We start from the raw sequence: 25,255 nt of genomic DNA, 5'->3' as shown, positions 1-25,255 counted from the left end.
CGGCTGCTGGTCGCGTCGCGGTCAGACGGCCGTCACGCGGAAGGGGACCACCCGGTCGGCCGGCAGGAGCGGCGGCTGCAGGCCGACCTGCTCGAGCACGCGGCCGCTGAAGACGCGGTCGCCGGCCCACCAGTCGGGCGCCCGGACCTCGTGGTCCTCACCGACCAGGACCGGGTCGACGCGGTACCGCGTGTCCGGGTCGAGGTCACGGAGGACCACGCGCCCGATGCCCGACACCTCGGACCGGCCCGTGCTCGCGACGAAGAACACGGCCTGGCGGCGGTCCTCGGCGACCACGCCGTAGACCAGGCGCGTGGGGTCGACCTCGTCGACGCGGACGAGCAGGCCGCCGTGCAGGAGTGCGCGCCACTCCTTGTGCAGCGCGATCCACGACGCGAGGGTGCGCTCCTCGTCCGCGGTGGCCTGCGCGAGGTCCCACTCGATGCCGAAGTGCCCGATCAGCGCGGTGCCCGCACGGAAGGACACGTCGTGGAAGCGGCCCGTCGTGTGGTTCACCCCGCTGGCGACGTGCGCGCCGAGGAGCTCCGGCGGCAGCAGCTGCTGCGTCCAGCGGTGCATCTGCTGACGCTCGAAGGGGTCGATGTCGTCGGACACCCACACGCGGTCGGTGTGCTCGATCACCGCGAGGTCGACACGCGCACCGCCGGACGAGCACGACTCGATCTCGAGCCCCGGGAAGCGTTCCTTGAGCGTCGCCATCAGGCGGTAGGTGGCGAGGGTCTGCTCGTGCACGGCTGCCCCGCCGCCCGGGTGCCCGGCCTCGACCAGGTCGCGGTTGTGGTCCCACTTGACGTAGTCGACGCCGTACTCGCCGATGATCGCGGTCATCCGCTCGAGCACGTACGCGTACGCCTCCGGGATCGCGAGGTTGAGCACCTGCTGGTCGCGCGAGCGGACGGGCAGCCGGCCGTCCGCCTGCATGATCCACTCCGGGTGCGCCCGGGCGAGGTCGCTGTCCTCGTTCACCATCTCGGGCTCGAACCACAGCCCGAACTCCATGCCGAGGGCACGGACACGGTCGACGATCGGACCGAGGCCGTCCGGCCAGACGTCCTCGTCGACGTACCAGTCACCGAGACCGGCGTGGTCGTCACGGCGACCGCGGAACCAGCCGTCGTCGAGCACGTACCGCTCGACGCCGAGCCGGGCGGCCCGCTCGGCGAGGTCGGTGAGGCGGGCGAGGTCGTGGTCGAAGTAGACCGCCTCCCAGACGTTGATCGTCACCGGCCGCGGGGTCGACGGGTGCTGCGGGCGGCTGCGGAGCCAGTGGTGGAACCGGCGGGCCTGGTCGTCGAGGCCGTCACCCCACGCGCCGTACACCCAGGGGCCCTCGTAGGTCTCGCCGGTGTCCAAGCGGACCTCGCCGGGGAGCAGGAGCTCGCCACCACCGGCCACCTGGCGCCCGGTCGCGAGCCGCTCGGCGAAGTGACGGTGGTTCCCGCTCCACGCGGTGTGCACGCCCCAGACCTCACCGCGGGCGAACCCGAATCCGGGCTCCCCCACGCTGAGCACGGTCGCGGCGTCCGCTCCGGTGCGACCCTTGCGGCTGTCGCGCTCGTGCGTGCCGACGACGAGCTCGCGACGCTGCGGGGTGCGCTCCTTGCCCCAGCGGCCGGCGAAGTCGAGGACCTCGCGGGCGCGGGAGGGCACGGGCAGCGCCACGGTCAGGTCGTCCACCGTGTAGGTGCCGACGGCGGTGTTCGTGACGGCGGCGCGGGCGCGCACCAGGCCGGACACGAGCAGCTCGAGCGTCACGCGGACGGCGAGGCCCGCGGTGGTGTCCTCGGCCTCGGCGGTCACGTGGGTGTCGTCGACGTCGATCGCCGTGACGGTGAAGGCCGGTGACCAGTCGCGACCACCACGGTGGCCGGAGAGCCCGGGGCGACCGGTCCACCCGCGGTGGGGCTCCGGCAGCAGTGCGAGGCGGACGGGCACGTCGGCCTCGTTGTTCGCGACCGGGGCCACGTCGGCGTCCGCGAGGGCGACGAGCTCGTCGTGGGCGAGCGGCCCGAGGGCAGCGCCCCAGTGCACGACGGCGGGCAGCGCGCCGTCGCGGCAGTCGAGCACGACGGACACCCCACCGGCGGTCAGGTGGACGAGGTCGTTCGTGGTGGTGGGCATCGTTGCTCCGGTCGGCGTCGTCGACGCCTGTGCGTCGTGGGCACGACGAGCCTGGCTGGCGCGGCGCGTGCTGCGCAACACGACGCGCGAGGGTCCGCGGAACCGGCGGGGCCGGGCCGTCCGGGACGGTGGGTCGTCAGAACCAGCGCTTCACCTTGAAGACGACGAACAGGATCGCGGCGAAGGCGATCATCGCGACGAGCGACAGCGGGTACCCCCACGTCCACGACAGTTCGGGCATGTGCGTGAAGTTCATCCCGTAGATCGCCGCGATGAGCGTCGGCGCGAACAGGATCGCCGCCCAGCCCGAGATGCGCTTCGTGTCGTCGTTCTGCTTCTGCGCGGCGAGGGTCGAGTCGACCGTCAGCGCGTTCTGCAGCAGCTGTCGGAAGGTGTCGAGTCGCTCGACCGTGCGGATGACGTGGTCCAGGACGTCGCGGAAGCGGCGCTGCAGCTCCACCGGCAGGTGGTACTTCTCCGCGCCGCGGTGCAGGTTCTCGATGATGCCGATGAGCGGACGGGCCGCGCGTTGGAAGTCGACGACCTCGCCGAACAGCTCGTAGATGCGCCTCGACACCCCCGCCACCCCGGAGAACAGTTGGTCCTCGATCTGGTTGATGTCCTCCTCCAGGCCGTCGATCACCGGTGCGTAGCCGTCGACGATCGAGTCCATGAGCGCCCAGAGCTGCGCCTGCGGTCCCGCCGTCACGAGGGCCGGCTTGCCGCTGAGCCGTCGGAGCGCGTGCGGGACGGCCTGCGCGCCACGTGGGTCCGCCGGGACGACCGCCAGGAAGAAGTCCTGCCCGACGAAGGCGTGCACCTCGCCGAACTCCACCTCCTCCGGGCCGTCGTGGTAGACCGCCGGCTTCAGCACCGTGAAGAGCGTCGAGCCGTAGCGTTCGAGCTTCGGGCGCTGGTGCCCCTCGGCGGCGTCCTCGACCGCGAGCTCGTGCAGCCCGAGGGCGACAGCGACGTCCCCGAGCTCCTCGGCGTCGGGGCGGTGCAGCACGATGCACGCGCTGGCGCCCTGCTCGCCGATCATCCGGAAGGTGTCGTCGAGCGACGGGCAGGCTATCGGGGCGATGCGGTCGACGTAGACGGTGTTGAGCTCGACGGTCACGATGCCACCGTACGCACCGCCCGTCGGCCCGTCCCCCGGCCACCTGGACGTCGGCTGCGTCCGACGCGACGGCACGGGCCTACCGTACGGGTCATCAGCATGCTGACGAACGGAGCGGACATGAAGAAGATCTGGAAGCGCATCGCGGTCGCCGTGAGCGCTGTGGTGGCAGTGGTCGGCGCCTTCGTCGGCTCGGGCGCAGCGGGCGGGACCCCCATCGCCGAAGCAGCCGGCGGTGCACTCTCGGCGTCGTCGACCGCGATCGCACCGGCCGGCCCCGCGTTCTCGATCTGGAGCGTCGTCTACGTCGGGTTGATCGCCTACACGGTGCGGCAGTTCTTCCGCACCGCCGACGACGAGCGCCACGAGCGCCTGTTCCTCCCCGCGGTGCTGTCGCTGCTGCTCAACGCGGCCTGGATCCTGTCCGTGCAGTTCGGGTTCCTGTGGGCGAGCGAGCCGATCATCGTCGCGCTGCTCGGCGTCCTGGTCTGGGCGTTCGCGGTGCTGCGGCGGACGCGTCCCTCGGGTGCCGTCGAGGCGATCGTGACCGACGGGACGTTCGGGCTCTACCTCGGGTGGGTCTGCGTCGCGACCGCGGCCAACACCGCTGCGGTGCTGACGGCCGCGGGCTTCCGGGGCTTCGGACTCGGGCAGGACGCCTGGGGCGTGCTCGTCGCCGCGGTCGCCGGGCTCGTCGGGGTGCTCCTGGCGATCTGGGGCGGCGGACGACTCGCACCGACCGCGGCGCTGTCCTGGGGTCTCGCGTGGGTCGCGGTCGGACGGCTCGACGGGCCGCTCGTGTCCGTGCCGACGGCGGTCACGGCCGTCGTGGCGATCGCCGCCGCGGTCGTGGTCACCCTCGTGGTGCGCGCCCGGGTCGGCTGGGCCGCGCGCTCGCGCGGGGCGCGCGGCGCGGCCGGCGCCGCGGCCGCGGCCCGCGCGGCGTAGCCGCGCCCGGCGGCCGCCCGCGCGGCGCCGCCGCGAGACTCGGCTGGGCGGACACTTTCGTAGCGTTCCAGCCGCGAAAGTGTCCGCCAGGCCGAGTCTCGCTGCCTCGGCCGCGGTGGCGCAGCGGCGACGCGCGGCGCCGGCGCGTCAGCGCGCGGCGGCCGCAAGGCCGTGCGCGGCCGCGACGGCCTCGTTCACGACCTGGCCGGCGTGCACGTTCACGCCCTTCGCGAGGGCCGGGTCGACCTCGGTGGCCCGCTCCCACCCCTGGTCGGCGATCGCGAGAGCGTAGGGCAGCGTCGCGTTCGTCAACGAGATCGTGCTGGTGCGCGGGACGGCACCCGGCATGTTCGCGACGCAGTAGTAGACGGCGTCGTGCACGCGGAAGGTCGGGTCGTCGTGCGTGGTCGGCCGCGAGCCCTCGAAGCAGCCGCCCTGGTCGATCGCGATGTCGACGAGCACCGACCCCTGCCGCATGTCCGCGACCATGGCGTCGGTCACGAGCTTGGGCGCCGAGGCACCGGGGATGAGCACCGACCCCACGACGAGGTCCGCCTCGCGCAGCGCATCGGCGATCGCGTGCGACGACGACCGCAGCGTCGTGATCCGACCGTCGAACCGGGCGTCCAGCGCACGCAGCCGCGGCAGGCTGATGTCGAACACCGTGACCTCGGCGCCGAGCCCGAGGGCCATGGTCGCGGCGTGCTCCCCCGCGACCCCGCCGCCGATGACGACGACCCGGCCGCGCGGCGTGCCGGGGACCCCGCCGAGGAGCAGTCCGCGGCCGCCCTTCGTGCGCATGAGCTGATCGGCGCCGACCTGCACGGAGAGTCGCCCGGCGATCTCGGACATCGGCGAGAGCAGCGGCAGCGACCGGTCCGGCAGCTGCACGGTCTCGTAGGCGATCGCGGTCGCACCGGAGGCGACGAGCGCGTCGGTGAGCGGCCGGTCGGCAGCGAGGTGCAGGTAGGTGAAGAGCACCTGTCCCGGACGGATCGACGGGTACTCGGAGGCGACGGGCTCCTTCACCTTGAGGACGAGCTCCGCCTGCTCCCAGACCTCGGCGGCCGTGCCGACGACGGTGGCTCCCGCAGCCCGGTACTCGTCGTCCGAGAAGGACGATCCGGCTCCGGCGCCGGCCTGCACGAGCACGCGGTGACCGTGCAGCGCGAGCTCACCCACACCCGCCGGCGTGGCCGCGACGCGGTACTCGTTGTTCTTGACTTCGGTGGGGACGCCGATCAGCATCACGGACTCCTTCGTGGGCGGTGCAGGACGCCTCCACGATGCGCCGGAGTTCGTTTCGGACGCGTTTCCGCCGAACATCTGCACGGTTTCCGCCGATACGGTCGCACGAGATTCGGCTCGGCCCGCGCACGTCCCGGCTGGTCAGTGCGTGCGGAGCGACTCGCTCGGCAGCTCGCCGAAGCGGGCGCGGTAGGTCGCCGAGAACCGGCCGAGGTGCCCGAACCCCCAGGCGCGAGCGATGTCCGCCACACTGGTGCCGTCGCGGTCACCGCGGAGCAGGTCCCCTCGGGCGCCGTCGAGCCGCACGCTGCGCAGCAGGTCACCCGGCGTCTGGTCGAGGTGCCGCCGGAGTGACTGCTGCAGCCCACGCGGACTGAGCCCGGCCGCCGCAGCGATCTCGGCGGTCCCGATGGCGTCCCGCGCGTGGGCGTGCACGTACTCGAGCGCCAGCCGCAGTCGGGCGTGCTCCGGACCGTTGCCGGTGACCGTCGACTGCCAGCGCTCGCGGTGCGGGAAGGCGTCGACCGCCGCGGTCACGAAGGCGTCGACGACCCCGCGCCGTGCCGCCGGGCTGAGGTCGTTGTCGCTGTGCAACCAGGTCGACGAGTGCGCGCGCACGACCGACTGCCAGGTGCGCACGCCGTCGGCGGTCGGACGGTGCATCGCGTCGAACGTGAAGTCGGCATCGCCCACGAGCGACCTGACGTGCGCCTTGTCGAGCTGCACCAGGTTCAGCCCGATGTCGCGGTGGTGCAGTTCGTACGCATCGGGCAGGACCACGGGCACGCCGGGCTCGAGGTCGATGCTCCGGCCGCCGAAGGTGAGGGTACTGGACCCGGACCGCAACCACGCGACGAGGACCTGGTCGTCCACGACACTCTCGGTCCGCAGGTCGACGAGGAACCGGGCCGTCCGCAGGGACAGCAGCCCGTCGCTCACCCCCGCGAAGTCCCACTGGGGACGCTGCCGGGTCCGTCGGACCCGGGGCGCCCGGAAGTCGTAGTCGCCGGTGAAGAACGACAGGGCTTCATCCACGTCGGTGCCGGCGATGCGGCGGAAGGAGCGGCCGTCCGTCGCGGTCGCAGGTGCCGCCGGGACGGCGCCGTCGGACTCCACCCGATCGGGGTTCTCCTGAGAAGGCACCATGCACCAGAACCTACGGGGCACCACCGACAAAGTAGGTCGGCACCTGATCCAGGCGGAGCGGTCAGGGCTGCAGGATCGCCTGCCCGACGCTCTCGTCCAGGATGAGGTCGGTGACCAGCCCGGCCGCGAGCGCCCCCTTGAGCGACGCCGCCTTCGAGCGCCCGGCGACCACGCAGACCCGACGCGGCGCCCGCTTGATCGTGTCGAGGTCCGGCGCACCTGCCCGGGCGTTCACGCCGATGTCCTTCCACGAGCCGTCGGCGCGGTAGAACACGGTCGAGACGTCCCCGACGACGCCGGCCTCGGTGAGCTCGTCGCGGTCGGACGGGTCGAGGTACCCGCCCGAGTACACGTGCGACGGCACCGGCGCTTGCGGAGCACCGACGCCGAACACGACGAGGTCCATCCGCTCGTGCAGGTCGAGGACGCGGCGGATCGAGCGCTCGCGGAACAGCGCCTCCTTCGTCGCCGGGTCGTCGAAGAACGCCGGCACCGGGAACTGCTGCACGAACGCGCCGTACGCCTCGCCGAACCGGCGCAGGATCTCCGACGCGTAGACGATGCCCGTGGTGCGGGTGTTCGCGGCGCCGTTGATCTGCACCACGGTGGACCCGTGCGTCGTCTTCGGCACCAGGTAGCGGCTCACCGCGCTGACGGTCGATCCCCACGAGATGCCGATCACCATGTTCGACTCGACGTACTGCGTCAGGATGCGCGCCGCGGACAGCGCCACCCGCTCCAGCCGGTCCACGTCGCTCGTGTGGTCCGGCACCGGCACGACGTGCGCGTGGACGCCGAACCGCGCGCGGATGTTGCGACTGAGCGCGGCGGCCTGGTCGAGGGGCGAGCGGATCTGGATGTCCACCAGCCCGGTGTCCCTGGCGTACTTCAGGAGGCGCGACACCGACGACCGCGAGGTCCCCAGCTCGTCGGCGATGGCGTCCATCGTCAGGTCCTGCAGGTAGTACAGGTGCGCGGCGCGCAGCGCCTGCTGCGTTCGCATCGGCTGCGCTGCGTCACTCACGGAACCGAGCATGCACGGACGTGCAGGGCCTCTGCAACCCCTGTCGCGCCTCCCGGCCGTCGCCCCCGCACCCGCAGCGGCGTCGGGAGCCGGCCCGCCGACCCGATCGACACGTGTGCTGCACGTTCGTGCACGCAAGTTGCCCGCCCTCCCACACAGGCGCACCATCGGAGGAGTCCCACGGAACCGACCAAGGAAGCGACGCACCATGTCGAAGAAGACGCAGCCCCGGAAGACGGTCAGCGCGCTCACCGAGCGCCCGAACGCACAGGTCCTCATCGTCGGTGGCGGCATCAACGGCATCGCCACCTTCCGCGACCTCGCCCTGCAGGGGGTCGATGTCGTGCTCGTCGAGCGCGGCGACTACGCCGGCGGGGCCTCGGCCGCGTCGAGCCACATGATCCACGGTGGCATCCGGTACCTCGAGAACGGCGAGTTCCGTCTCGTGCGCGAGAGCGTGCAGGAGCGCAACGGCCTGATCCGCATCGCTCCGCACTACGTGAAGCCGCTGCAGACCACGATGCCGATCTTCTCGACGTTCTCCGGCATCATGAACGCTCCGCTGCGCATGCTCACCCACAAGCAGCGCTCGACCAAGGAGCGCGGTGCCGCGCTCATCAAGATCGGCATGACGATCTACGATTCCTTCTCGCGTGACGGCGGCTCGGTGCCGAAGCACCGCTTCCTCACCAAGAAGGCCGCGCTCGCCGACATGCCGGCGCTCAACAAGGACCTCAAGTACACGGGCACCTACTACGACGCCTCGGTGCACGAGCCGGAGCGCCTGGCGCTCGACGTGCTCAAGGACGGCCTCGCCGCCGCGCAGGGCACCGGCAGCGCCGCGACCGCCCGCGCCGTCAACTACGTCGAGGCAGCCGGCACCCGTGACGGTGGCGTCGTCCTGCGTGATCTGGAGACCGGCGAGGACTTCGTGTTCACCGCCGACGTCGTCGTGAACGCGTCCGGCCCCTGGACCGACCTGACGAACCAGGCCTTCGGCGGCGAGACGAAGTTCATGGGCGGGACGAAGGGTTCCCACATCGTCGTCAAGAACGACGAGCTGCTCGAGGCGACCAAGGGCCGCGAGCTGTTCTTCGAGAACAACGACGGCCGCATCGTCCTCATCTACCCGCTCAAGGGCCGGGTGCTCATCGGGACGACGGACATCGACGCGGACCCGTCGAAGCCGGTCACCACGACCGAGGAGGAGATCGACTACTTCTTCGGCCTGGTGAAGCACGTCTTCCCGCAGATCGAGGTCACCCGCGACCACATCGTCTACAGCTACTCGGGCATCCGACCGCTCCCCCGCCACGAGGACACCGCCCCCGGCTTCGTGTCCCGCGACTACCGGATCGTCGACACCCCGATCGCCGGCCTCCCCGACACGACGGTGCTGAGCCTGGTCGGTGGCAAGTGGACCACGTTCCGCGCCCTGGCCGCGCACCTGTCGAGCGACGTCACCACGAAGCTCGGCACCGCCCGGAAGGTCGACACGACCGGCATGGCGATCGGCGGCGGCAAGGACTTCCCGACGACCGACGCGCAGCGGGCGCTGTGGATCAAGTCGCACCGTGACGGCCTCGACGAGTCCGTCGTCGAGGGGCTGCTCGAGCGCTACGGCACCCGTGCGGCCGAGGTCGTGGACGTCCTCACCGACGGCCCGGTCGAGCCCCTCGAGTCCGACCCCTCGCTCACGCGGGCCGAGGTCGCGTACTTCGCGCAGCACGAGCAGGCGGTCCACCTGGTCGACGTGGTGCTCCGACGCACGAACCTCGCCTTCGTCGGCGGCGTCACCATCGACCTGCTCGACGAGCTGGCGGACGTGCTCGCCGACACCCTGGGCTGGGACACCGAGGAGCGCACGGACGAGGTCCAGCGCACGCTCGACGTCCTGCGCGAGTCGCACGGCGTGATCGTGCCGCTGCACACGACGGCACAGCCCGCGTAGTCCACGCGAGCGCAGACGGACGGGAGGCGCGGTGCCGGCTGGCACCGCGCCTCCCGTCCGTCGCGTGGTCACGCACCCGCGCACCGGTCGGATCACCAGACGCTGCCGTCCCGGCGAGACGCCGCCGTCCCGGCGAGACGCCGCCGGTTCCGGCGGCGTCTTGCTCGGCTGCGGGCGTCTCGAGTCGACGCCGGTTTCTCGGGCGCGGCTCGGCCGTCAGAACGCGTCGCCGGTGGGGTCCTGCGCCGTCCGGTCGATGAGGTCCTCGCCGCCGACAGGTTCGCCCTCCCAGTCGACCAGGCGCCAGCCGTCCTCGAAGGACCCCTCGACCTCGACGATCCCGGTGTTCTCGAGGTGCCGCTTCGTGCCGAACTCGTCCGGGGTGTTCTGCGCGACCGCACTGGCCCAGGTGCGGATCGCCGCGCCGTGGCTCAAGGCAGCCGCGACCTCGACCCCGGTCCCGAGGATCTGCCGCACGGCGTCGTCGTAGCGCGCGAAGAAGTCGTCGCCGCTCTCGGCACCGGGCATCCGGCCCGCGCGGTCGCCCGCCGACCAGCCGTGCACGGTCGAGATGTAGAGCTGCACCGAGGTCCGGTCGCGCTTGCCCTGCAGGTCGCCCGCCGCGATCTCACGGAGCCCCGGCAGCACGACGGGTTCGAGCCCGAGCGCGGCAGCGAGGGGCGCGGCGGTGTGCTGCGTCCTGACCATGGACGAGACGAAGAGCCGCTCGATCCCGCGGTCGGCCAGGGCCGCGGGCAGCGCGTCCGCCTGCTGCTGCCCGAGCTCGGTGAGCCCGGGCCCGGGCACCTCGGCGTCGAGGACACCGTTCACGTTCGCGGGGGTCTGGCCGTGCCGGATGAGCAGGAGTCGCATGACCCCACCCTACGGACGGCCGGTGACCTACCCCTGGCGGGCCTTCCAGCGCGGGTCGCGCTTGTTGATGACGTACACGCGACCGCGGCGACGCACGATCTGCGAGCCGGGGATCTTCTTGAGCGCCTTGAGCGAGTTGCGGACCTTCACGGGGTCTCCTTCCTGCACCGGCTCCTTGTTGAGAACGGTTGTCATGTAGGGTACTCGACATGCGCCCCGCAGCAATCACCCTCGTCACCGCCCTGCACGATGCCGACGCCGTCCGCGTCGCCGGCAGGATCAGCAGCGGCCACCGCATGCACGTCGCCGGCAACGCCCTCGCCGCGGCCCGGGGCATCGCCGCGCGGCGCGACCAGCTCGACCGCGTGTGCGGACCCGATGCCGACCACGACCTCGTCGTGACGCTGGCGCCCGAGGTCGACGTCCGCGCGGTCGGCATGATGCTCGCGAACGCCGCGCGCTCGGAGACCGGGGACGATCGGATCCTGCGCCACGTGGTCGCCGTGCTCCGCGCGGACGACGTGGCCCACCTGCTCTGGTCCGACGTGGACGACGCCTTCGTCGCGGCCGAGCGGGTGGTCTCCGTCGTCGAGTACGCCACGGTGATCGCGCTCGACCGGGTCGAGCCGCTGTCCGGGCGACGACGTCGCGCCCTCGTGTCCCTCCTCCACCGCATGGCACCGCACGCGGTGATCGTCGCCGCACCCGCCGTGCGCAGCGCCCTCGACCTGCCGGCGTCCAACGGCGGCGCAGCACGGCTGCTGGCCTCGGGGGCCGGGTGGATGCGCGCCCTGTCGTCCGACTCCGGCCGGACCGACACCGGGCGCGGTCCGCGGGACGACCTGGTGACCGTGCGGTACCGCGAGCCCCTGCCGTTCCACCCGGGGCGGCTCGCCGACGTCATCGCCGACGACCTCGCGGCGGGGGCGAACGGCCGGGTGCTCCGCTCGAAGGGGTTCTTCCGACTGGCGTCACGGCCGGACCACGTCGGCTCGTGGTCGAGCTTCGGCGCGATGCTGGCGCTCGACCCGACCGCGAACCCGTCGTGGGACGAGGACGCACCGGTCGGTCAGGCGATCTGGTTCGTCGGCGAGCGCCTCGACGTGCACGCCGTCGAACGTGCGCTGGACGGTGCGCTCCTCACCCCGGAGGAACTGCTCGCCGGGCCCGACGTGTGGCGTCGGTGGCCGGACCCGTTCCCGGTGTGGCCGGCGCTCGATCCGTCGCACGAGCACCGGCACGACTGAGCGCCCCGGACAGTCGACCGCCGCGGGCGCGGACGCCGGCGCCGGCACCGACGGCGGAGGCACTGATCGCCAGGGACGTGGGAATCCCGGAAGACGCGGGTGACGCGCGAACCGCGACGTTGCACGCGTCGATCGACACGTGCAACGTCGCGAACCTGGCACCGCGCATCGGGCGCCGGGAGCCGGTCACCCGGGCGAGCCGCACACCGTCAGCGCTCGGCGGCTGCTTCCGCCCGGTCCTGCGCCGCGAACGGCAGGTCCCCCAGGTCGAGGTTCGGGTTCGTGTCCTGCGTGAGGACGAGCTCGCGAGCCTCGTCCTCGGACTCCACCGCGGGCATCGACCCCGGCAACGGGCGCTGCGACGACTCCCGCATGCAGAACACACCGAACGCTCCGACGACGCTCATCGCGACGAGGAAGTACGCGGGCGCCAGCTGGTCCCCCGTGACGGTCAGGAGTGCCTGCACGATGAGCGGCGTCGTCCCGCCGAACACCGCGATGGCGATGTTGTAGGCGAAGCCCATGCCGCCGTACCGGGTCGACGTCGGGAAGAGCGCCGGCAGCGACGCCGCCTGGTTCGACACCCACAGCGCGGTCATCAGCGCCAGCAGCCCGAGGCCGGCGAGGGTCGACCACTGCGCGCCGTGCCCGATGAGCAGGAAGGCGGGGACGGCGAGCACGACGGTCGTCCCGGCGCCGATCCACATCACGGTGCGGCGACCGATCCGGTCGGACAGCCGTCCGGCGACCGGCAGCATCACGGCGAGCAGCACGAGCACGGGGATGGTGAGCAGCGTGCCGTCGATCGCGGAGTAGCCGAGCGAGTCGGTGAGGTACGTCGGCATGTACGAGGTCAGCGCGTAGCCGACCGTGTTCGATGCGCCGACGAGCATGATCGCGATGACGATGGGGCGCCAGTGGTCGCGCACCATGACGAGCACGTTCGCCGGTCGGCCGCCCGCTGCGGCCTCGCGGTCCGACGCGGCGGCCTCCTGCGCGGCCTGGGTCGCCTGGAACACCGGCGACTCCTCGATGCGCAGGCGGAACCAGATCGCGACGACACCGATCACGCCGGCGAGCAGGAACGGCAGGCGCCAGCCCCAGGCGGTCATCGTCTCCTCGCCCAGGGTCACCTGCAGCACGGTCACCACGGTCGCACCGAGCGCGAATCCCATGTAGCTGCCGAAGTCGAGGATGCTCGCGAAGAAGCCGCGCCGACGGTCCGGGGCGTACTCGGTCACGAACGTGGTGGCCCCGGCGTACTCACCACCGGTCGAGAACCCCTGCGCGAGCTTCAGCACGACGAGCACCACCGGAGCGACCGCACCGATGGTCGACCACGCAGGCAGGACCCCGATGAGGAAGGTCGACGACGCCATCAGGATCAGCGTCGTGGCGAGCACCTTCTGTCGTCCGAGCCGGTCCCCCAGCCGCCCGAACACGATCCCGCCGAGGGGCCGCGCGACGTAGGTCGCCGCGAACACCCCGAGACTGAACAGGATCTGCACCGACGGTTCGGCCGTGGGCAGGAACACCCGGCCCATCGTGACCGCCAGGTAGCCGTAGACCCCGACGTCGTACCACTCCATCGTGTTGCCGACGACCATGCCGCTGACGGCCCGGCGCATCATGCTCCGGTCGACCACCGTGACGTCGCTGACCCGCAGACGTCGGGGTGGCCGGGTGTCGGTACTGCTGGGGTCGGAACCCATTCGCGATCTCCTCGTGGTGGGGCAGGCCGATCGGTACCGGCCCGGAACAGCCAGCAACGCTAGGGAGCGCGAGGTCGGTCGCTGCCACGGGATTCACAGGGAACGGCGTGTCACCCGGACGGGGGTCCCGCCCGATCCGCACGCCTGCGGCGATGCGCGCCGGCGGGTGCACAGTGTCACGGAACGGTAACGGCGTGCAGGGACGTGCCACCGGCGGACGGGAGGCACGGTGCCGGACCGCGCCGCGCCTCCCGTCCGTAGCGCGCTCCCCGTCCGCCGGTGGCGCTGTCGCGGGTGGTGCCGTCGGGGGTCAGACGAGCGCGTCGAGCAGGGCGCGCGCGGTCGCGGCGTCGGTCACCAACTCGTTGACCATGCCGGCGCGGACCGCGCCGACGATGCTCGGCACCTTCGCCGCCCCCACGGCCACACCGACCGCGTGCGGGACGCCGGCCAGGACCTCGCGCGAGGTCCGGACCATGCGCTCGCTGCCGGGGAACTCGATCGGCGAGCCGTCTGCGGCGAAGAAGTTGAGGCAGACGTCACCGGCGGCCTGGTCGAACACGGCGTCCTCGACCGGGATCCCCCGTGCCAGCGCGTCGCGGGTCGGGGTCGGTGCGCCGACGCCGAGGATCGCACCCTTGGCCCGCCCCCACAACCCGACCACGTGCTGGAAGGCGGGGTCCTCGTCGAGGGTGGCGCGCATCGCGGCGGACGGCAGGGCCTGCGCGAAGAGGAACGCCGGGATCGCACCGGAGTGCTCCGCGGCGGTCCGCGTGATCTCGTTCGTCTGGAACCAGGGCATCGGGTCCGCCTGGCCGCCCACCGTCGGAACGATCTGGACCCCGGCCAGCGGTGGCATCCCGGCGTGTGCGACGTCGTACACGGTGCGACCGGAGGACATCAGCACGGCGTCGCCGGGCGTGAGCCCCATGCCCTCGACCGCGGTCGCGATGGGGGCGGCCAGGTCGGCGCCGAGCGTCGCCTGGTGCGTCACGGCGGCCAGGTGCACGGCTCGGAGTCCGAGCACGACCTGCAGGCGCTCGGCCAGTGCGACGGTCTCGTCCTGGAAGGGGTCCACGACGTCGATCCGGACGAGTCCGGCGCGGCGGGCCTCGGCGACGAGACGGCTGACCGTGGGACGGGAGACCCCCAGGCGCGACGCGATCTCGACCTGAGTGGCGTCCTCGAGGTAGTACATCCGCGCCGCCTGGTACACGGTGTCGAGCGGGAAGCGGGCCCGGGCCCCCTCGGCGCCGGTGGTGCTCTCGGAGGACATGCTGCGGACCCTTCGGATCGGTCGGACACTCGGATCGTAGTCCGACCGGGGGTCACCGGATCGTGAACCCGCCGTCCACCCGCAGGTCGGCGCCGTTCACCATCGCGGCACCGTCGCTCGCCAGGAACAGCACCGCGGCGGCGATCTCGGCGGGGGTGGCGAAGCGACCGGTCGGGATCTCGTCCTGGTGGCGGAGACCCGCCTCGTTCGCCCAGGCCGCCCGGCCGAGGTCGGTGAGCACGACGGTCGGCGAGACCGTGTTGACCGTGACCCCGCGTCCGCCCCACTCGAGCGCGAGCACCCGGGTCAGCCCGAGGACGCCGGCCTTCGACGCGCAGTACGCCGCGTGCCGGTCGAGGCCGACGTGTGCCGCCTGCGACGCGATGTTCACGATCCGACCGCTGCCCGCCGCGAGCATGTGCCGCCCGACCGCCTGCGCCAGCCGGAAGGTCCCGGTCAGGTTGACGTCGAGCGTGCGCGCCCACGCGCCGCCGTCCAGGTCCTGCGCTGCGTCGAGCGCGACGATGCCGGCGCAGTTCACCAGCACCTCGATCGACCCGGCGGCGTCGACGACCTGCTGGACCGCCGCCGAGACGGAGGCGTCGTCCGTGACGTCGCAGGCGAGCCCGAGGTGCGCACCGGTGGGGACGTCGGGCAGCCCGGCGGCTGCAGCGGCCGAGGCGTCCGTCCGGACGTCGACGATCGCGACCCGGGCTCCGCGCGACGCGAAGGCGTGGGCTATCGCGTTGCCGATGCCGGACGCCCCACCCGTGACGACCGCCGTTCGGCCGGTCAGGTCGTTCGTCAGGTCGACGGCGTCGGGGCCCGGTCGGAGTGCGGCGGCGAGGTCGGTCTCGGTGGCGGTGGTCATGGTCGCTCCCTTGCGATGCGCGGTCGTGGTGTCGGAACGATAGCAGAAATTGTGTTCTGGACATCTGTTCCCGACCGTGTACAGTCGTCGCCGAACCATCGGAACGGGCACACCGCCCGGCTGACCAACGGAGGACCAGCTCATGTCGACGACGACGACCGAGACCCCGGCGCAGGGCGACGCGCACCGCGAGATCCCGACCACGATGCGTGCCGTGGTGGTCCACGGTCCGGGCGACTACCGACTCGAGGACCGTCCGGTCCCGCAGCCCGGGCCGGGTGAGCTCCTGCTCCGCACCGACGCCGTCGGCATCTGCGCCAGCGACCTGAAGTGCTACCACGGCGCGGCGAAGTTCTGGGGCGACGAGAACCGCCCGGCATGGGCGGAAGCCGACCGGATCCCCGGCCACGAGTTCGTCGGGACGATCGTCGCCGGCGCCGACGACGCGCTCGCGAAGCGTGGTGTGGCACTCGGCGACCGCATCGCCTGCGAGCAGATCGTGCCGTGCTGGGAGTGCCGCTACTGCCTCGAGGGCGCCTACTGGATGTGCAACGTCCACGACATGTTCGGCTTCAAGGGCTTCGACGGCGCGATGGCCGAGTACGTGCTCGTGCCGAGCGGCGCCCTGACGCACCCGGTCGACCGCGCGCTGCCGGGCCAGGTCGCCGCCTTCGCGGAGCCCCTCTCCTGCGCCTTCCACGCCGTCGAGCGCGGCGACATCCGGTTCGGTGACACGGTCGTCATCGCCGGCGCCGGCCCGATCGGTCTCTCCGCGATCGCCGGCGCCCGCCAGAAGAACCCGCTGCGGATCATCGCGCTCGACGTCGTCGACGAGAAGCTCGCGCTCGCCCGCAAGGTCGGTGCCGACCTGACGATCAACATCGCGCACGAGGACGCCGTCGCCCGGGTGAAGGAGCTCACCGACGGCTACGGTGCCGACGTCTACATCGAGGCCACCGGCCACCCGTCCGCGGTACCGCAGGGCCTGAACCTGCTCCGCAAGCTCGGCACGTTCGTCGAGTACTCGGTCTTCAAGGACGCCGTCTCCGTCGACTGGTCGATCATCTCCGACGACAAGGAGCTCGACGTCCGCGGTGCACACCTCGGCCCGAACACCTGGCCGGCGGCGATCAAGCTGCTCGAGTCCGGCACGCTGCCGATGGACGAGATCTGCACGCACCAGTTCCCGCTCGAGGACTTCCAGCAGGCACTGGACCTGGTCGGCGACTCCGCCGGTGCGTCCGTCAAGGTGTCCATCATCCCGTCGCTGTCCGCACCGACCACGTCCGCGCCGTCCACGTCCGCCGCGCGGGCCTGACACCCGAGGAGTCCCCGCGATGTCGACGACGACCGCGCGCACCACCGCCTCCACGCCCCCCGCCGGCCGGTCCGAGGGCCGGCTGGACCGGATGGGGATCCCCCGTCCGCTCGCCCTCGGCTTCGTCGCCGTGCTGGTCTTCATGACCGGCAACGGCGTCGAGTCGAACTTCATCACCCCGCACATGGTCGCGGTGCTCGGCAGCCCCGAGGCCACCGTGGCGACGATCGTGACGTTCTACAGCCTCGCCGCCCTGATCGGCAGCTACGTCTCCGGCGCCCTGTCCGACCTGGTCGGTCCGCGCCGGGTGATGATCCTCGGCTTCGCCGTCTGGGTCGTCTTCGAGGTGCTGTTCCTGCTGGCCCTGGACGTGCAGAGCGTGCCGTTCGCCGCCGTCGCGTACGCCCTGCGCGGCTTCGGCTACCCGCTGTTCGCGTTCGCCTTCCTGGTGTGGGTGAACATCACGACGCCGGTGGAGCGCAACGGCTCGGCCGTCGGCTGGTTCTACGTCGCCTTCACCGGCGGGCTGCCGACCCTCGGCTCGCTGTTCGCCATCGGGGCGATCCCGGTGTTCGGCGGCGGCACGGTCGGCGAGGCGGGCGCGATGGTCGCGTCGATCGGCCTCGTGGTCGTGGGCTTCCTGATCATGCTGTTCGGCGTCCGCCTGCCCAACGGCTTCACGCGGATCGCACCCGCCGGTGAGAGCGCCTGGCGCGTGATGACGAGCGGGATCCGCCTCACCGCCACCCGGCCGAAGATCCTGATGGGCTTCCTCGTCCGCCTCATCAACACCGCGCCCGAGTTCGGCATGTTCGTCGTGCTGCCCGCGATCATCGCGAACGACCGCGGGTGGGGCCAGAGCCGCTGGCTGCTCATGACCGTCTGCGTCTACGCGACGAACATCCTGGTCAACGCCCTGTTCGGATGGGTCGGCGACCGGATCGGTTGGCAGCGCACGGTGAAGTGGTTCGGCATCGTGGGCTCGGCGACCGGGCTCGTCGCCTGGTGGTACGTGCCGCAGCTCGTGCCCGCGGGCTCCGACTGGGGCTACGTGCTCTCGGTCGTCGCCGGCTGCGTGTTCGGCTGCCTGCTCGCCGGCTTCGTCCCGATGGGCGCGATCATGCCCGCGCTCGCCCCGGAGCACAAGGGTGCCGCGATGGCGATGTACACCACCGCTGCCGGTGGCGCGGCGTTCCTCGGCACCGGCGTCGTCGCCGCGGTCTTCGCGCTCGGCGGCGGCGGCCAGGCGGTGACCTGGACCTTCGTCGGCCTCTACGCCTGCGCCTTCGTGATGATCCACTTCCTCGACGTGCCCCAGGGACGCCCGCACCGCGGCACCCGCTGAGGCCCGCCGAGCCGACCCCGGGCGGCGGTGGCCGTCCCGCCGCCGCCCGGTCCCCCGACCCGTCCCCTCCGACCCGACCGACGCACCCGGTCGTCCGACCCGATCCTGACCCCATCCACCGGACCCCGGTCCACCGCACGACAGGAACGCACGCCATGACCACGATCCACGACGACCCCGAGGACTTCGCCGACGACCAGCTGGCCGGCTGGCTCGCCCTGTACGCCGACCGGGTACGCGGCGTGCACGGCGGGGTGGTCGCCCTCCCGACCGAGGGCGCCGACCGGCAGGTCGCCGTCGTGGTCGGCGGCGGATCCGGGCACTACCCCGCGTTCTGCGGCGTCGTCGGCCCCGGCTTCGCCACCGGCGCCGTCGTCGGCAACGTCTTCACCTCGCCGTCCGCGGCCCAGGTGTACTCGGTGGCCAAGGCCGCCGACCAGGGCCGCGGCGTCGTGCTGTCGTTCGGCAACTACGCCGGTGACACGATGAACTTCGGCCTCGCCGCCGAGCGCCTGCGCGCCGAGGGCATCGACACGCGGATCGTCGTGGTCACCGACGACGTCGCGAGCGCCGACGAGGTCGCGCAGCGGCGGGGCATCGCCGGCGACTTCTCGGTCTTCAAGGCGATGGGTGCCGCCGCAGCGGCGGGACTCGACCTGGACGAGGTGGAGCGCGTCGGCACCGCGGCGAACGCGGCCACCCGGACGATCGGCGTCGCGTTCTCGGGCTGCACCATGCCCGGCGCCACCGAACCGCTCTTCTCCGTCCCGGTCGGACACCTCGGACTCGGGCTCGGCATCCACGGTGAGCCGGGCATCCAGGACGTCCCGGTGCTGCCCGCGCGGGAGCTCGCCGCACTGCTCGTCGAGCGACTGGTGGCAGAACGCCCCGAGGGCGCCGGGCCGCGGGTCGCACCGATCCTCAACGGCCTGGGCGACACCAAGTACGAGGAGCTGTTCCTGCTCTGGGGCCGCGTGCTGCCGCTCCTCGAGGACGCCGGGCTCGAGGTCGTCGAGCCCGAGGTCGGCGAGCTCGTCACCAGCCTCGACATGGGCGGCTGCTCGCTCACACTGCAGTTCCTCGACGACGAGCTCGAACAGTACTGGCGCGCGGACGCCTACACGCCGGCGTACCGCAAGGTCGCCGCTCCGGTCGCGGCGCTCGTGGCGGCCGACGCGGTGGCCGAGGCCGAGGCGGAGGCGACCGTCGTGCCGGACGCGACCGAGGCCTCCCGGCGGGCAGCCGAGACCGCCCGCGCAGCCGTGGTGGCGATGGACGCGCTGCTCCGCGAGCACGAGGAGACCCTCGGGCGCATCGACGCGGTCGCCGGCGACGGCGACCACGGGCGCGGCATGGTGAAGGGTGTCTCGGCGGCTCGCCGGTCGGTCGAGCAGACCGACCCCGGCGCGGGTGTCGCGTTCGTGCTCGGTCGGGCGGGCGACGCCTGGGCAGCGTCCGCCGGCGGGACGTCCGGTGTGCTCTGGGGCGCGGCCCTCGAGTCCTTCGGTCGTGCGCTCGGCGACGACCGGGAGACGTACGGTCCGACCGACGTCGTGGCTGCCGCGCAGGCGTTCGCGGACTCGATCGTCCACCTGGGCGGCGCGGCCCGCGGCGACAAGACGCTGCTCGACGCACTGCTGCCCTTCGTCGACCAGCTGCGGTCCTCGGTCGACGACGGCGTCGACCTGCCGGCGGCCTGGCGGACGGCAGCGCGGGTCGCCGTCGAGCAGGCGGAGGCCACGGCGGACCTGCGGCCGAAGGTCGGGCGGGCCCGACCCCTGGCCGAGAAGAGCGTGGGGACGCCCGATGCGGGCGCCACCTCGATGGGGATGGTCCTCACACGGATCGGCGAGGTGCTCGCCGACCGCGCACGACGCGAAGGAGTGGACGCATGACGCTACGACTGGTGGTGGGCTCGGACGACGCGGGCTTCGACTACAAGGAGGTCATCAAGCGGGACCTCGAGGCCGACGACCGCGTGGCCAGCGTGGTCGACGTGGGCGTCGACGCGGACGGCCACACGGCGTACCCACACGTCGCCGTCGACGCCGCCCGGATGGTCGCGGACGGTGAGGCCGACCGGGCGATCCTGGTCTGCGGCACCGGGCTCGGGGTCGCGATCAGCGCGAACAAGGTCCCCGGCATCCGGGCCGTCACGGCGCACGACTCGTTCAGCGTCGAGCGGTCGGTGCTGTCGAACGACGCGCAGGTGCTCTGCATGGGCCAGCGCGTGATCGGTGTCGAGGTCGCCCGGCGCATGGCGAAGGAGTGGCTCGGGTACACGTTCGACCCGTCGAGCGCGAGCGCGGAGAAGGTCGCCGCGATCTGCGGCTACGACGGCTCAGCGCCCGTCGGCACCGACGCCGGAGGCGCACCCGGCACCGACGCCGGGGGCACCGCCACCGCGTGACCCGACGCCGGTCGGCCCCTCGGGACCGCCACCGCACCCGCCGGACCGGCCGGTGCAGTGGCGGTCCCGCCGTCGCGCTGGCGGCGCGCCAACCGGTGCACGACCGGCGCGGTCGCCTCGTAGAGCTCCCGGTAGTCCCGGTACCCGAGGTCGTACCGCTCGGAGGCCGCCGGATCCGGTTCGATGACGACCGCCGGCGGGTTCCAGGCGTGGATGTCGACGCGGTCCGCGCCGTCGACGAGCAGCGCGGCCAGGTACGCCGTGCCGAAGCACGCTCCCGTGGTGACGGACGGGATGGTCTGCGGGAGCCCCGTGACGTCCGACACGATCTCCGGCCACAGTCGTCCGAGCACCCCGCCGCCGACGCCGACGAGTTCGTGCACGTCGATGCCGGCCTCGCCCAGCACCTCGAGGTTGTGGCGGACCGCGTAGGCCGTCCCCTCGAGCGTCGCGCGGTAGAGGTCACCACGCGTGTGCCGGACCGTCAGCCCGGCGACCACTCCGCGGGCGTCCGGGTCCGCGATCGGGGTCCGCTCCCCGGCGAAGTAGGGCAGGACGAGCAGTCCCCCGGCGCCCGGACCGGCGGCCCGCGCCTCGGCGAGGAGTGCTGCGCGGTCGCCGTCGACGAGCCGCCGGAGCCAGTCGGTGACGGCGCCGGAGGTCGCGGTGCCCCCCGCGACGCAGGGCTGCCCAGGGCGGGTCCCGACCGTGGTCCACAGACCCGGGACCGACGTCGGCCGGTCGGTGGGCGCGATGAGGAACATCGTCGACCCGTACTGCAGGAACACCCGCCCCGGCGCGGGGACGCCGGAGCTGACCCCCTCGGCCCACGCGTCGATGGTCCCCGCGATCACCGGGATCCCGGCCGGGAGGCCCGTGGCTGCGGCGGCGGCGGCCGTCACGTCACCGGCCCGGTCACCGGGCCAGAGCAGCCGCGGCATCCGCAGACCGGGCGCGAGCCGCGCGCACCACTCGTCGATCCAGCGCTCGGCGTGGACGTCGTACAGCGGGGTCGTCTGGCTCGCCGAGTGGTGGTCGAGGACGTACTCGCCGGTGAGCTGCTCGACGATCCGCGACGAGGGCATCGTGAACCGTCCGGCACGACGCCACGTGTCGGGTTCGTTCCGGGCGAGCCATGCGAGCTTCACCCCGGCGGCCTGGGTGCTGAGCCCGCTGCCGCACCGGGCACGGACGGCGTCGTCACCGCCGAGCTCCGCCGCGACCTCGTCGAGCATGTCCGCCGTGCGGGTGTCCACCCCGTAGAGGATCGCGGGCCGCAGCGGCCGTCCGTCCTGGTCCGACAGCAGGACGCACGGACCGATGCCGCTGACCCCGACCGCCTCGACCCGCGCGTGCGGGACCCGTGCGAGCAGCTCGGTCGTCAGGTCCACGAACTCGGCCCACCAGGCGTCGCCGTCCATCTCGACCCGCCCCTCGACGGGGCGGTCGACGCTGTGCTCCCGGCAGCCCTCGGCGAGCACCCTGCCGTCGAACCCGGCCAGCAGCGCCTTCGTGCTCGAGGTACCGATGTCCAGTCCGAGGACCGCGCGCATGCCGTCTCCTTCGCCGCCGTGTCGTCCCGTCGCCGGGCGGACCGATCCTACGAGTGCCGGACACCGGGACGACAGCCGCGGACGCCCAGCCGACTGTCGGCAGCCCGACGTACGGTGCTCGCGACCCACCGCTCCACCGAAGGGGACACGATGCAGAAGTCAGCCTGGCTGCCCGCCGCGATCGCACCGGTCGTCGTCGCCGGCGTCATCGCCGCACCCGTGATCGCGAACGCCGCTGCCGAACCGGTGGCGGGCTCGGACCCCACCGCGGCCGAGGTCCTCGCGAGCATCGCGGGGTCCAGCAACGCGCAGTACTCCGGCACGATCGCGCAGACGAGCGACCTCGGGCTGCCGGAGCTCCCCTCGGGCAGCGGCGGCTCCTCGCTCGAGGGCGACGCGTCCGACGTGCTCGGACTGCTCACCGCCGCGCACACCGCGCGGGTGTACGTCGGCGGCGAGGACGAACAGCGCTTCCAGCTGACCCAGCAGCTCGCGGAACAGGACGTGGTCCGGAACGGGTCCGACGTGTGGACCTGGGACTCGAAGGAGCGCACGGCGGTGCACCTGACGCTCCCCGCGGGCGCCGACGCCCCCACCGCCGGCGCGACCACGCCGGCGCAGGCGGCCGAGCGTGCGGTCGACGCGATCACCCCGAGCACCCGGGTGTCCGACCCGACGACGGTCCGCGTCGCCGGACACGACGCATGGCAGGTCACCCTGACGCCGAGGTCCGACGACACCCTGGTCGGTTCGGTCCGGCTCGCCGTCGACCAGCAGACCGGGCTGCCCCTGCGCGTCACCGTGACCGCGGCCGGGCAGCACGACCCGGCGTTCCAGGTCGGGTTCACGAGCCTCGACTACGGCGCGCCCGACGCTCGACTGTTCGACTTCACCCCGCCGTCCGGCGCCGAGGTCACGACGAAGGACCTCTCGGACGCCCACCAGCACGGGCAGGGCGGACGGGCACACGGTGACGACCGGAGCGGCGTCGGTCCGACGGTGACCGGCTCCGGGTGGGACAGCGTCGTGGAGCTGCCCGCCGGCGACACCGCCGGACCGGGTCGCGACTCCGACGCCTCGGCGCTCCTCGACCAGGTGACGAAGCCCGTCGACGGCGGCCGCGCACTGCAGACGTCGCTCGTGTCGGTCTACCTGACGGACGACGGCCGGGTGTTCGTCGGCGCCGTCCCGGTGGCCGCGCTGGTCACCGCCGCGAAGTGACGACAGCTCCGCAGCCGGACCGGGCAGCGACGGAGCCCGGCCGGTCCGTTCCCGACCTCGCGATCCGGACGCAGTCGCTCGTCAAGGTGTTCCGCCGGCAGCGCGCCGTCGACGGCATCGACCTGGCCGTCCCGCGCGGATCGGTCTTCGGGTTCCTCGGACCGAACGGCTCCGGCAAGACCACCACCATCCGGATGCTCCTCGGCCTGTCGGCGGCGACGAGCGGCACGATCGAGGTGCTCGGTCGTGCGGTACCGGGCGCGTTGCAGGAGGTCCTCCCCCGCGTCGGCGCGCTCGTCGAGGGTCCGGCCGCCTACCCGTACCTGTCCGGTCGGGCGAACCTGCAGCGGTTCGACTCGGCGGACCCGACCTCCGACCCGCGCACCCGCCACGACCGTGTCGCGGCGGCGCTCGACCGCGTCGGGCTCGGCCACGCCGCCGACAAGAAGGCACACGCCTACTCGCTCGGCATGAAGCAACGCCTCGGCCTGGCGGGCGCACTGCTCGCGCCGCGTGACCTCCTCGTGCTCGACGAGCCGACGAACGGCCTCGACCCGCAGGGGACCCGCGAGGTCCGCAACCTCATCCGCTCGCTGGCCGACGACGGCACCACGGTCTTCGTGTCGAGCCACCTGCTCGCCGAGATCGAGCAGGTCTGCACGCACGCCGCGGTGATGCGGAGCGGGCGCCTCGTGGCGCAGGGGTCCCTCGACGAGCTCCGGGCGACGGGCGGCCGGACCCTGACCGTCCGGACCCCCGACGTGGGCGAGGCCTCGGCGGTGCTCGTGCGGATGGGGCTCTCCCCGCGTCGGGACACCGGTGCGGACGTCCTGGTCGCCGACCTGCCCGACGACGTCCTGCCCGAGACCGTCACGGCTGACCTCGTCCGTGCCGACGTCCGGGTCCGGGGCGTGGCGGTGGGCGGCGGCACCCTCGAGGACCTGTTCGTCGCGCTCACCGGAGAGGGCTTCGATGTCGCAGCCTGAGCCCGTCTGCCGTCCCGTCCGCCCCTTCGCCCTGCTCGGGTCGGAGCTCGCGCTGCTGTTCCGGCGCCGCCGGACCTGGGCGATGCTCGGTGCCCTCGCCCTGGTCCCGGTGCTCATCGCGATCGCGGTGCGCCTGACCACCGACGGTGACTCCGGTGGTCCCGCGTTCCTCGGGGACATCACGAACAACGGCCTCTTCGTCGCGTTCACCGCGCTGACCGTGTCGATCCCGCTGTTCCTGCCCCTGACCGTGGGGGTCGTGTCGGGTGACACGGTCGCGGGCGAGGCGTCGCACGGCACGATCCGCTACCTGCTGGTGGCCCCGACCGGCCGCCTGCGGTTCATCCTGGTCAAGTACGTCGCGACGGTCGCGTTCTGCCTGGCCGCGACGTTCCTCGTCGTGCTCGTCGGCGCGGCGATCGGCGCACTGCTCTTCCCGATCGGCCCGGTGACCCTGCTGTCGGGGACGCAGGTCGGCGGCTGGTCGTACGCCGGCCGCGCACTGCTCCTCGCGCTGTACGTGGCCCTGTCGATGCTGGGGCTGGCCGCGATCGGGCTCTTCGCCTCGACGCTGACGACGGTACCGGTCGGGGCGATGGCCGCGACGGTCGTGCTCGCCGGGGTCTCGCAGGTGCTCGACCAGCTCCCGCAGCTCGACCGGCTGCACCCGTTCCTGTTCTCGCACCTGTGGCTCGGCTTCGGCGACCTGCTCCGCGACCCGATCGCGTTCGACTCCTTCGGGGCGAACGCGCTGCTGCAGCTCGGCTGGGTGGCCGTGTTCGGTGCGCTGGCGTACGGACGGTTCGCGACGAAGGACGTCCTCAGCTAGCCGACGCACGCTCCCCCGCGCACGGATCGGGCCCG

At 72.8% G+C, this 25,255-nt stretch carries 21 protein-coding genes; 10 read left to right on the top strand and 11 right to left on the bottom strand.

Annotated elements, in window-relative coordinates; genetic code table 11:
• Positions 1 to 21: 21 nt before the first annotated feature.
• Together J2X59_RS00710 and J2X59_RS00705 are read right to left on the bottom strand one after the other, a co-directional pair.
• Entirely contained in the window at positions 22 to 2,142 is a 2,121-nt protein-coding gene (locus J2X59_RS00710) for an alpha-galactosidase (protein WP_326495363.1), read from the bottom strand.
• Positions 2,143 to 2,278: 136 nt separating this feature from the next.
• Complete coding sequence (locus J2X59_RS00705; RefSeq protein WP_326495362.1) at positions 2,279 to 3,262, bottom strand: magnesium and cobalt transport protein CorA; 984 nt, start codon at positions 3,260 to 3,262, stop codon at positions 2,279 to 2,281.
• Between the two features lie 99 nt (positions 3,263 to 3,361).
• Here J2X59_RS00705 and J2X59_RS00700 point away from each other — a divergent pair, with 99 nt between their 5' ends.
• Positions 3,362 to 4,210 (top strand): tryptophan-rich sensory protein, encoded by an 849-nt coding sequence (locus J2X59_RS00700; protein ID WP_326495361.1) that lies wholly within the window; start codon positions 3,362 to 3,364, stop codon positions 4,208 to 4,210.
• A 147-nt stretch (positions 4,211 to 4,357) separates the two neighbouring features.
• Here J2X59_RS00700 and ald read toward each other — a convergent pair whose 3' ends face one another.
• The 3 genes from ald to J2X59_RS00685 all read right to left on the bottom strand — a co-directional run bounded on the left by ald (position 4,358) and on the right by J2X59_RS00685 (position 7,607).
• On the bottom strand, positions 4,358 to 5,458 hold the full coding sequence (ald, locus tag J2X59_RS00695) for an alanine dehydrogenase (RefSeq protein WP_066655475.1): 1,101 nt from the start codon (positions 5,456 to 5,458) through the stop codon (positions 4,358 to 4,360).
• Between the two features lie 141 nt (positions 5,459 to 5,599).
• Positions 5,600 to 6,604, bottom strand: coding sequence for an AraC family transcriptional regulator (locus J2X59_RS00690; protein ID WP_326495360.1), 1,005 nt, complete (start codon positions 6,602 to 6,604; stop codon positions 5,600 to 5,602).
• Positions 6,605 to 6,665: 61 nt separating this feature from the next.
• Positions 6,666 to 7,607 carry a sugar-binding transcriptional regulator gene (locus J2X59_RS00685; protein ID WP_251154656.1) on the bottom strand — a complete coding sequence of 314 codons (942 nt, stop codon included), beginning with the start codon at positions 7,605 to 7,607 and terminating at the stop codon, positions 6,666 to 6,668.
• 229 nt (positions 7,608 to 7,836) lie between these two features.
• Here J2X59_RS00685 and J2X59_RS00680 point away from each other — a divergent pair, with 229 nt between their 5' ends.
• Positions 7,837 to 9,579: a glycerol-3-phosphate dehydrogenase/oxidase gene (locus J2X59_RS00680; protein ID WP_326495359.1), complete on the top strand. Its 1,743-nt coding sequence runs from the start codon at positions 7,837 to 7,839 to the stop codon at positions 9,577 to 9,579.
• Between the two features lie 216 nt (positions 9,580 to 9,795).
• Here the strand turns inward: J2X59_RS00680 and J2X59_RS00675 are convergent, their stop codons facing one another.
• Both J2X59_RS00675 and ykgO read right to left on the bottom strand, forming a co-directional pair.
• A complete protein-coding gene (locus J2X59_RS00675) occupies positions 9,796 to 10,452 on the bottom strand; it encodes a histidine phosphatase family protein (RefSeq protein ID WP_326495358.1) in 657 nt (218 codons plus the stop codon).
• 27 nt (positions 10,453 to 10,479) lie between these two features.
• Positions 10,480 to 10,602 carry a type B 50S ribosomal protein L36 gene (gene ykgO, locus J2X59_RS00670; protein ID WP_058743312.1) on the bottom strand — a complete coding sequence of 41 codons (123 nt, stop codon included), beginning with the start codon at positions 10,600 to 10,602 and terminating at the stop codon, positions 10,480 to 10,482.
• Between the two features lie 59 nt (positions 10,603 to 10,661).
• Between ykgO and J2X59_RS00665 the strand changes: the two genes are divergently transcribed.
• Positions 10,662 to 11,699: a GTP-binding protein gene (locus J2X59_RS00665; protein ID WP_326495357.1), complete on the top strand. Its 1,038-nt coding sequence runs from the start codon at positions 10,662 to 10,664 to the stop codon at positions 11,697 to 11,699.
• Between the two features lie 209 nt (positions 11,700 to 11,908).
• On the opposite strand, the gene J2X59_RS00660 is transcribed toward J2X59_RS00665, so the two are convergent.
• The 3 genes from J2X59_RS00660 to J2X59_RS00650 form a co-directional block, all read right to left on the bottom strand.
• Complete coding sequence (locus J2X59_RS00660) at positions 11,909 to 13,411, bottom strand: MFS transporter (RefSeq protein ID WP_326495356.1); 1,503 nt, start codon at positions 13,409 to 13,411, stop codon at positions 11,909 to 11,911.
• A 310-nt stretch (positions 13,412 to 13,721) separates the two neighbouring features.
• Positions 13,722 to 14,687 (bottom strand): sugar-binding transcriptional regulator, encoded by a 966-nt coding sequence (locus J2X59_RS00655; protein WP_326495355.1) that lies wholly within the window; start codon positions 14,685 to 14,687, stop codon positions 13,722 to 13,724.
• A gap of 52 nt (positions 14,688 to 14,739) precedes the next feature.
• Positions 14,740 to 15,558 carry a GolD/DthD family dehydrogenase gene (locus tag J2X59_RS00650; RefSeq protein WP_326495354.1) on the bottom strand — a complete coding sequence of 273 codons (819 nt, stop codon included), beginning with the start codon at positions 15,556 to 15,558 and terminating at the stop codon, positions 14,740 to 14,742.
• Between the two features lie 142 nt (positions 15,559 to 15,700).
• Between J2X59_RS00650 and J2X59_RS00645 the strand changes: the two genes are divergently transcribed.
• The 4 genes from J2X59_RS00645 to J2X59_RS00630 all read left to right on the top strand — a co-directional run bounded on the left by J2X59_RS00645 (position 15,701) and on the right by J2X59_RS00630 (position 20,631).
• Positions 15,701 to 16,876: a zinc-binding dehydrogenase gene (locus J2X59_RS00645; RefSeq protein WP_326495353.1), complete on the top strand. Its 1,176-nt coding sequence runs from the start codon at positions 15,701 to 15,703 to the stop codon at positions 16,874 to 16,876.
• A 19-nt stretch (positions 16,877 to 16,895) separates the two neighbouring features.
• On the top strand, positions 16,896 to 18,221 hold the full coding sequence (locus tag J2X59_RS00640; RefSeq protein WP_326495352.1) for an MFS transporter: 1,326 nt from the start codon (positions 16,896 to 16,898) through the stop codon (positions 18,219 to 18,221).
• Positions 18,222 to 18,376: 155 nt separating this feature from the next.
• Positions 18,377 to 20,116 (top strand): dihydroxyacetone kinase family protein, encoded by a 1,740-nt coding sequence (locus tag J2X59_RS00635; RefSeq protein ID WP_326495351.1) that lies wholly within the window; start codon positions 18,377 to 18,379, stop codon positions 20,114 to 20,116.
• Positions 20,113 to 20,631, top strand: a complete 519-nt coding sequence (locus J2X59_RS00630) for a ribose-5-phosphate isomerase (protein ID WP_326495350.1) — start codon at positions 20,113 to 20,115, stop codon at positions 20,629 to 20,631. Before J2X59_RS00635 ends, J2X59_RS00630 begins: the two co-directional genes overlap by 4 nt.
• Here the strand turns inward: J2X59_RS00630 and J2X59_RS00625 are convergent.
• Positions 20,553 to 22,184: an FGGY family carbohydrate kinase gene (locus J2X59_RS00625; RefSeq protein WP_326495349.1), complete on the bottom strand. Its 1,632-nt coding sequence runs from the start codon at positions 22,182 to 22,184 to the stop codon at positions 20,553 to 20,555. The two genes, J2X59_RS00630 and J2X59_RS00625, sit on opposite strands and share 79 nt — an antisense overlap.
• A 150-nt stretch (positions 22,185 to 22,334) precedes the next feature.
• Between J2X59_RS00625 and J2X59_RS00620 the strand changes: the two genes are divergently transcribed.
• The 3 genes from J2X59_RS00620 to J2X59_RS00610 are packed head-to-tail and all read left to right on the top strand — an operon-like array spanning position 22,335 to position 25,220.
• Positions 22,335 to 23,405: a LolA family protein gene (locus tag J2X59_RS00620; protein WP_326495348.1), complete on the top strand. Its 1,071-nt coding sequence runs from the start codon at positions 22,335 to 22,337 to the stop codon at positions 23,403 to 23,405.
• Entirely contained in the window at positions 23,402 to 24,391 is a 990-nt protein-coding gene (locus J2X59_RS00615; protein WP_326495347.1) for an ABC transporter ATP-binding protein, read from the top strand. The genes J2X59_RS00620 and J2X59_RS00615 overlap by 4 nt, the downstream gene beginning before the upstream one ends.
• On the top strand, positions 24,378 to 25,220 hold the full coding sequence (locus tag J2X59_RS00610; RefSeq protein ID WP_326495346.1) for an ABC transporter permease: 843 nt from the start codon (positions 24,378 to 24,380) through the stop codon (positions 25,218 to 25,220). The genes J2X59_RS00615 and J2X59_RS00610 overlap by 14 nt, the downstream gene beginning before the upstream one ends.
• Positions 25,221 to 25,255 lie beyond the last annotated feature (35 nt).

The sequence above is a fragment of the Curtobacterium sp. 260 genome (assembly GCF_030803485.1).
Taxonomy (GTDB): domain Bacteria; phylum Actinomycetota; class Actinomycetes; order Actinomycetales; family Microbacteriaceae; genus Curtobacterium.
The sequence above is the reverse complement of the archived record's forward strand: the minus strand, read 5'-3'. Positions and strand labels throughout refer to the sequence as shown.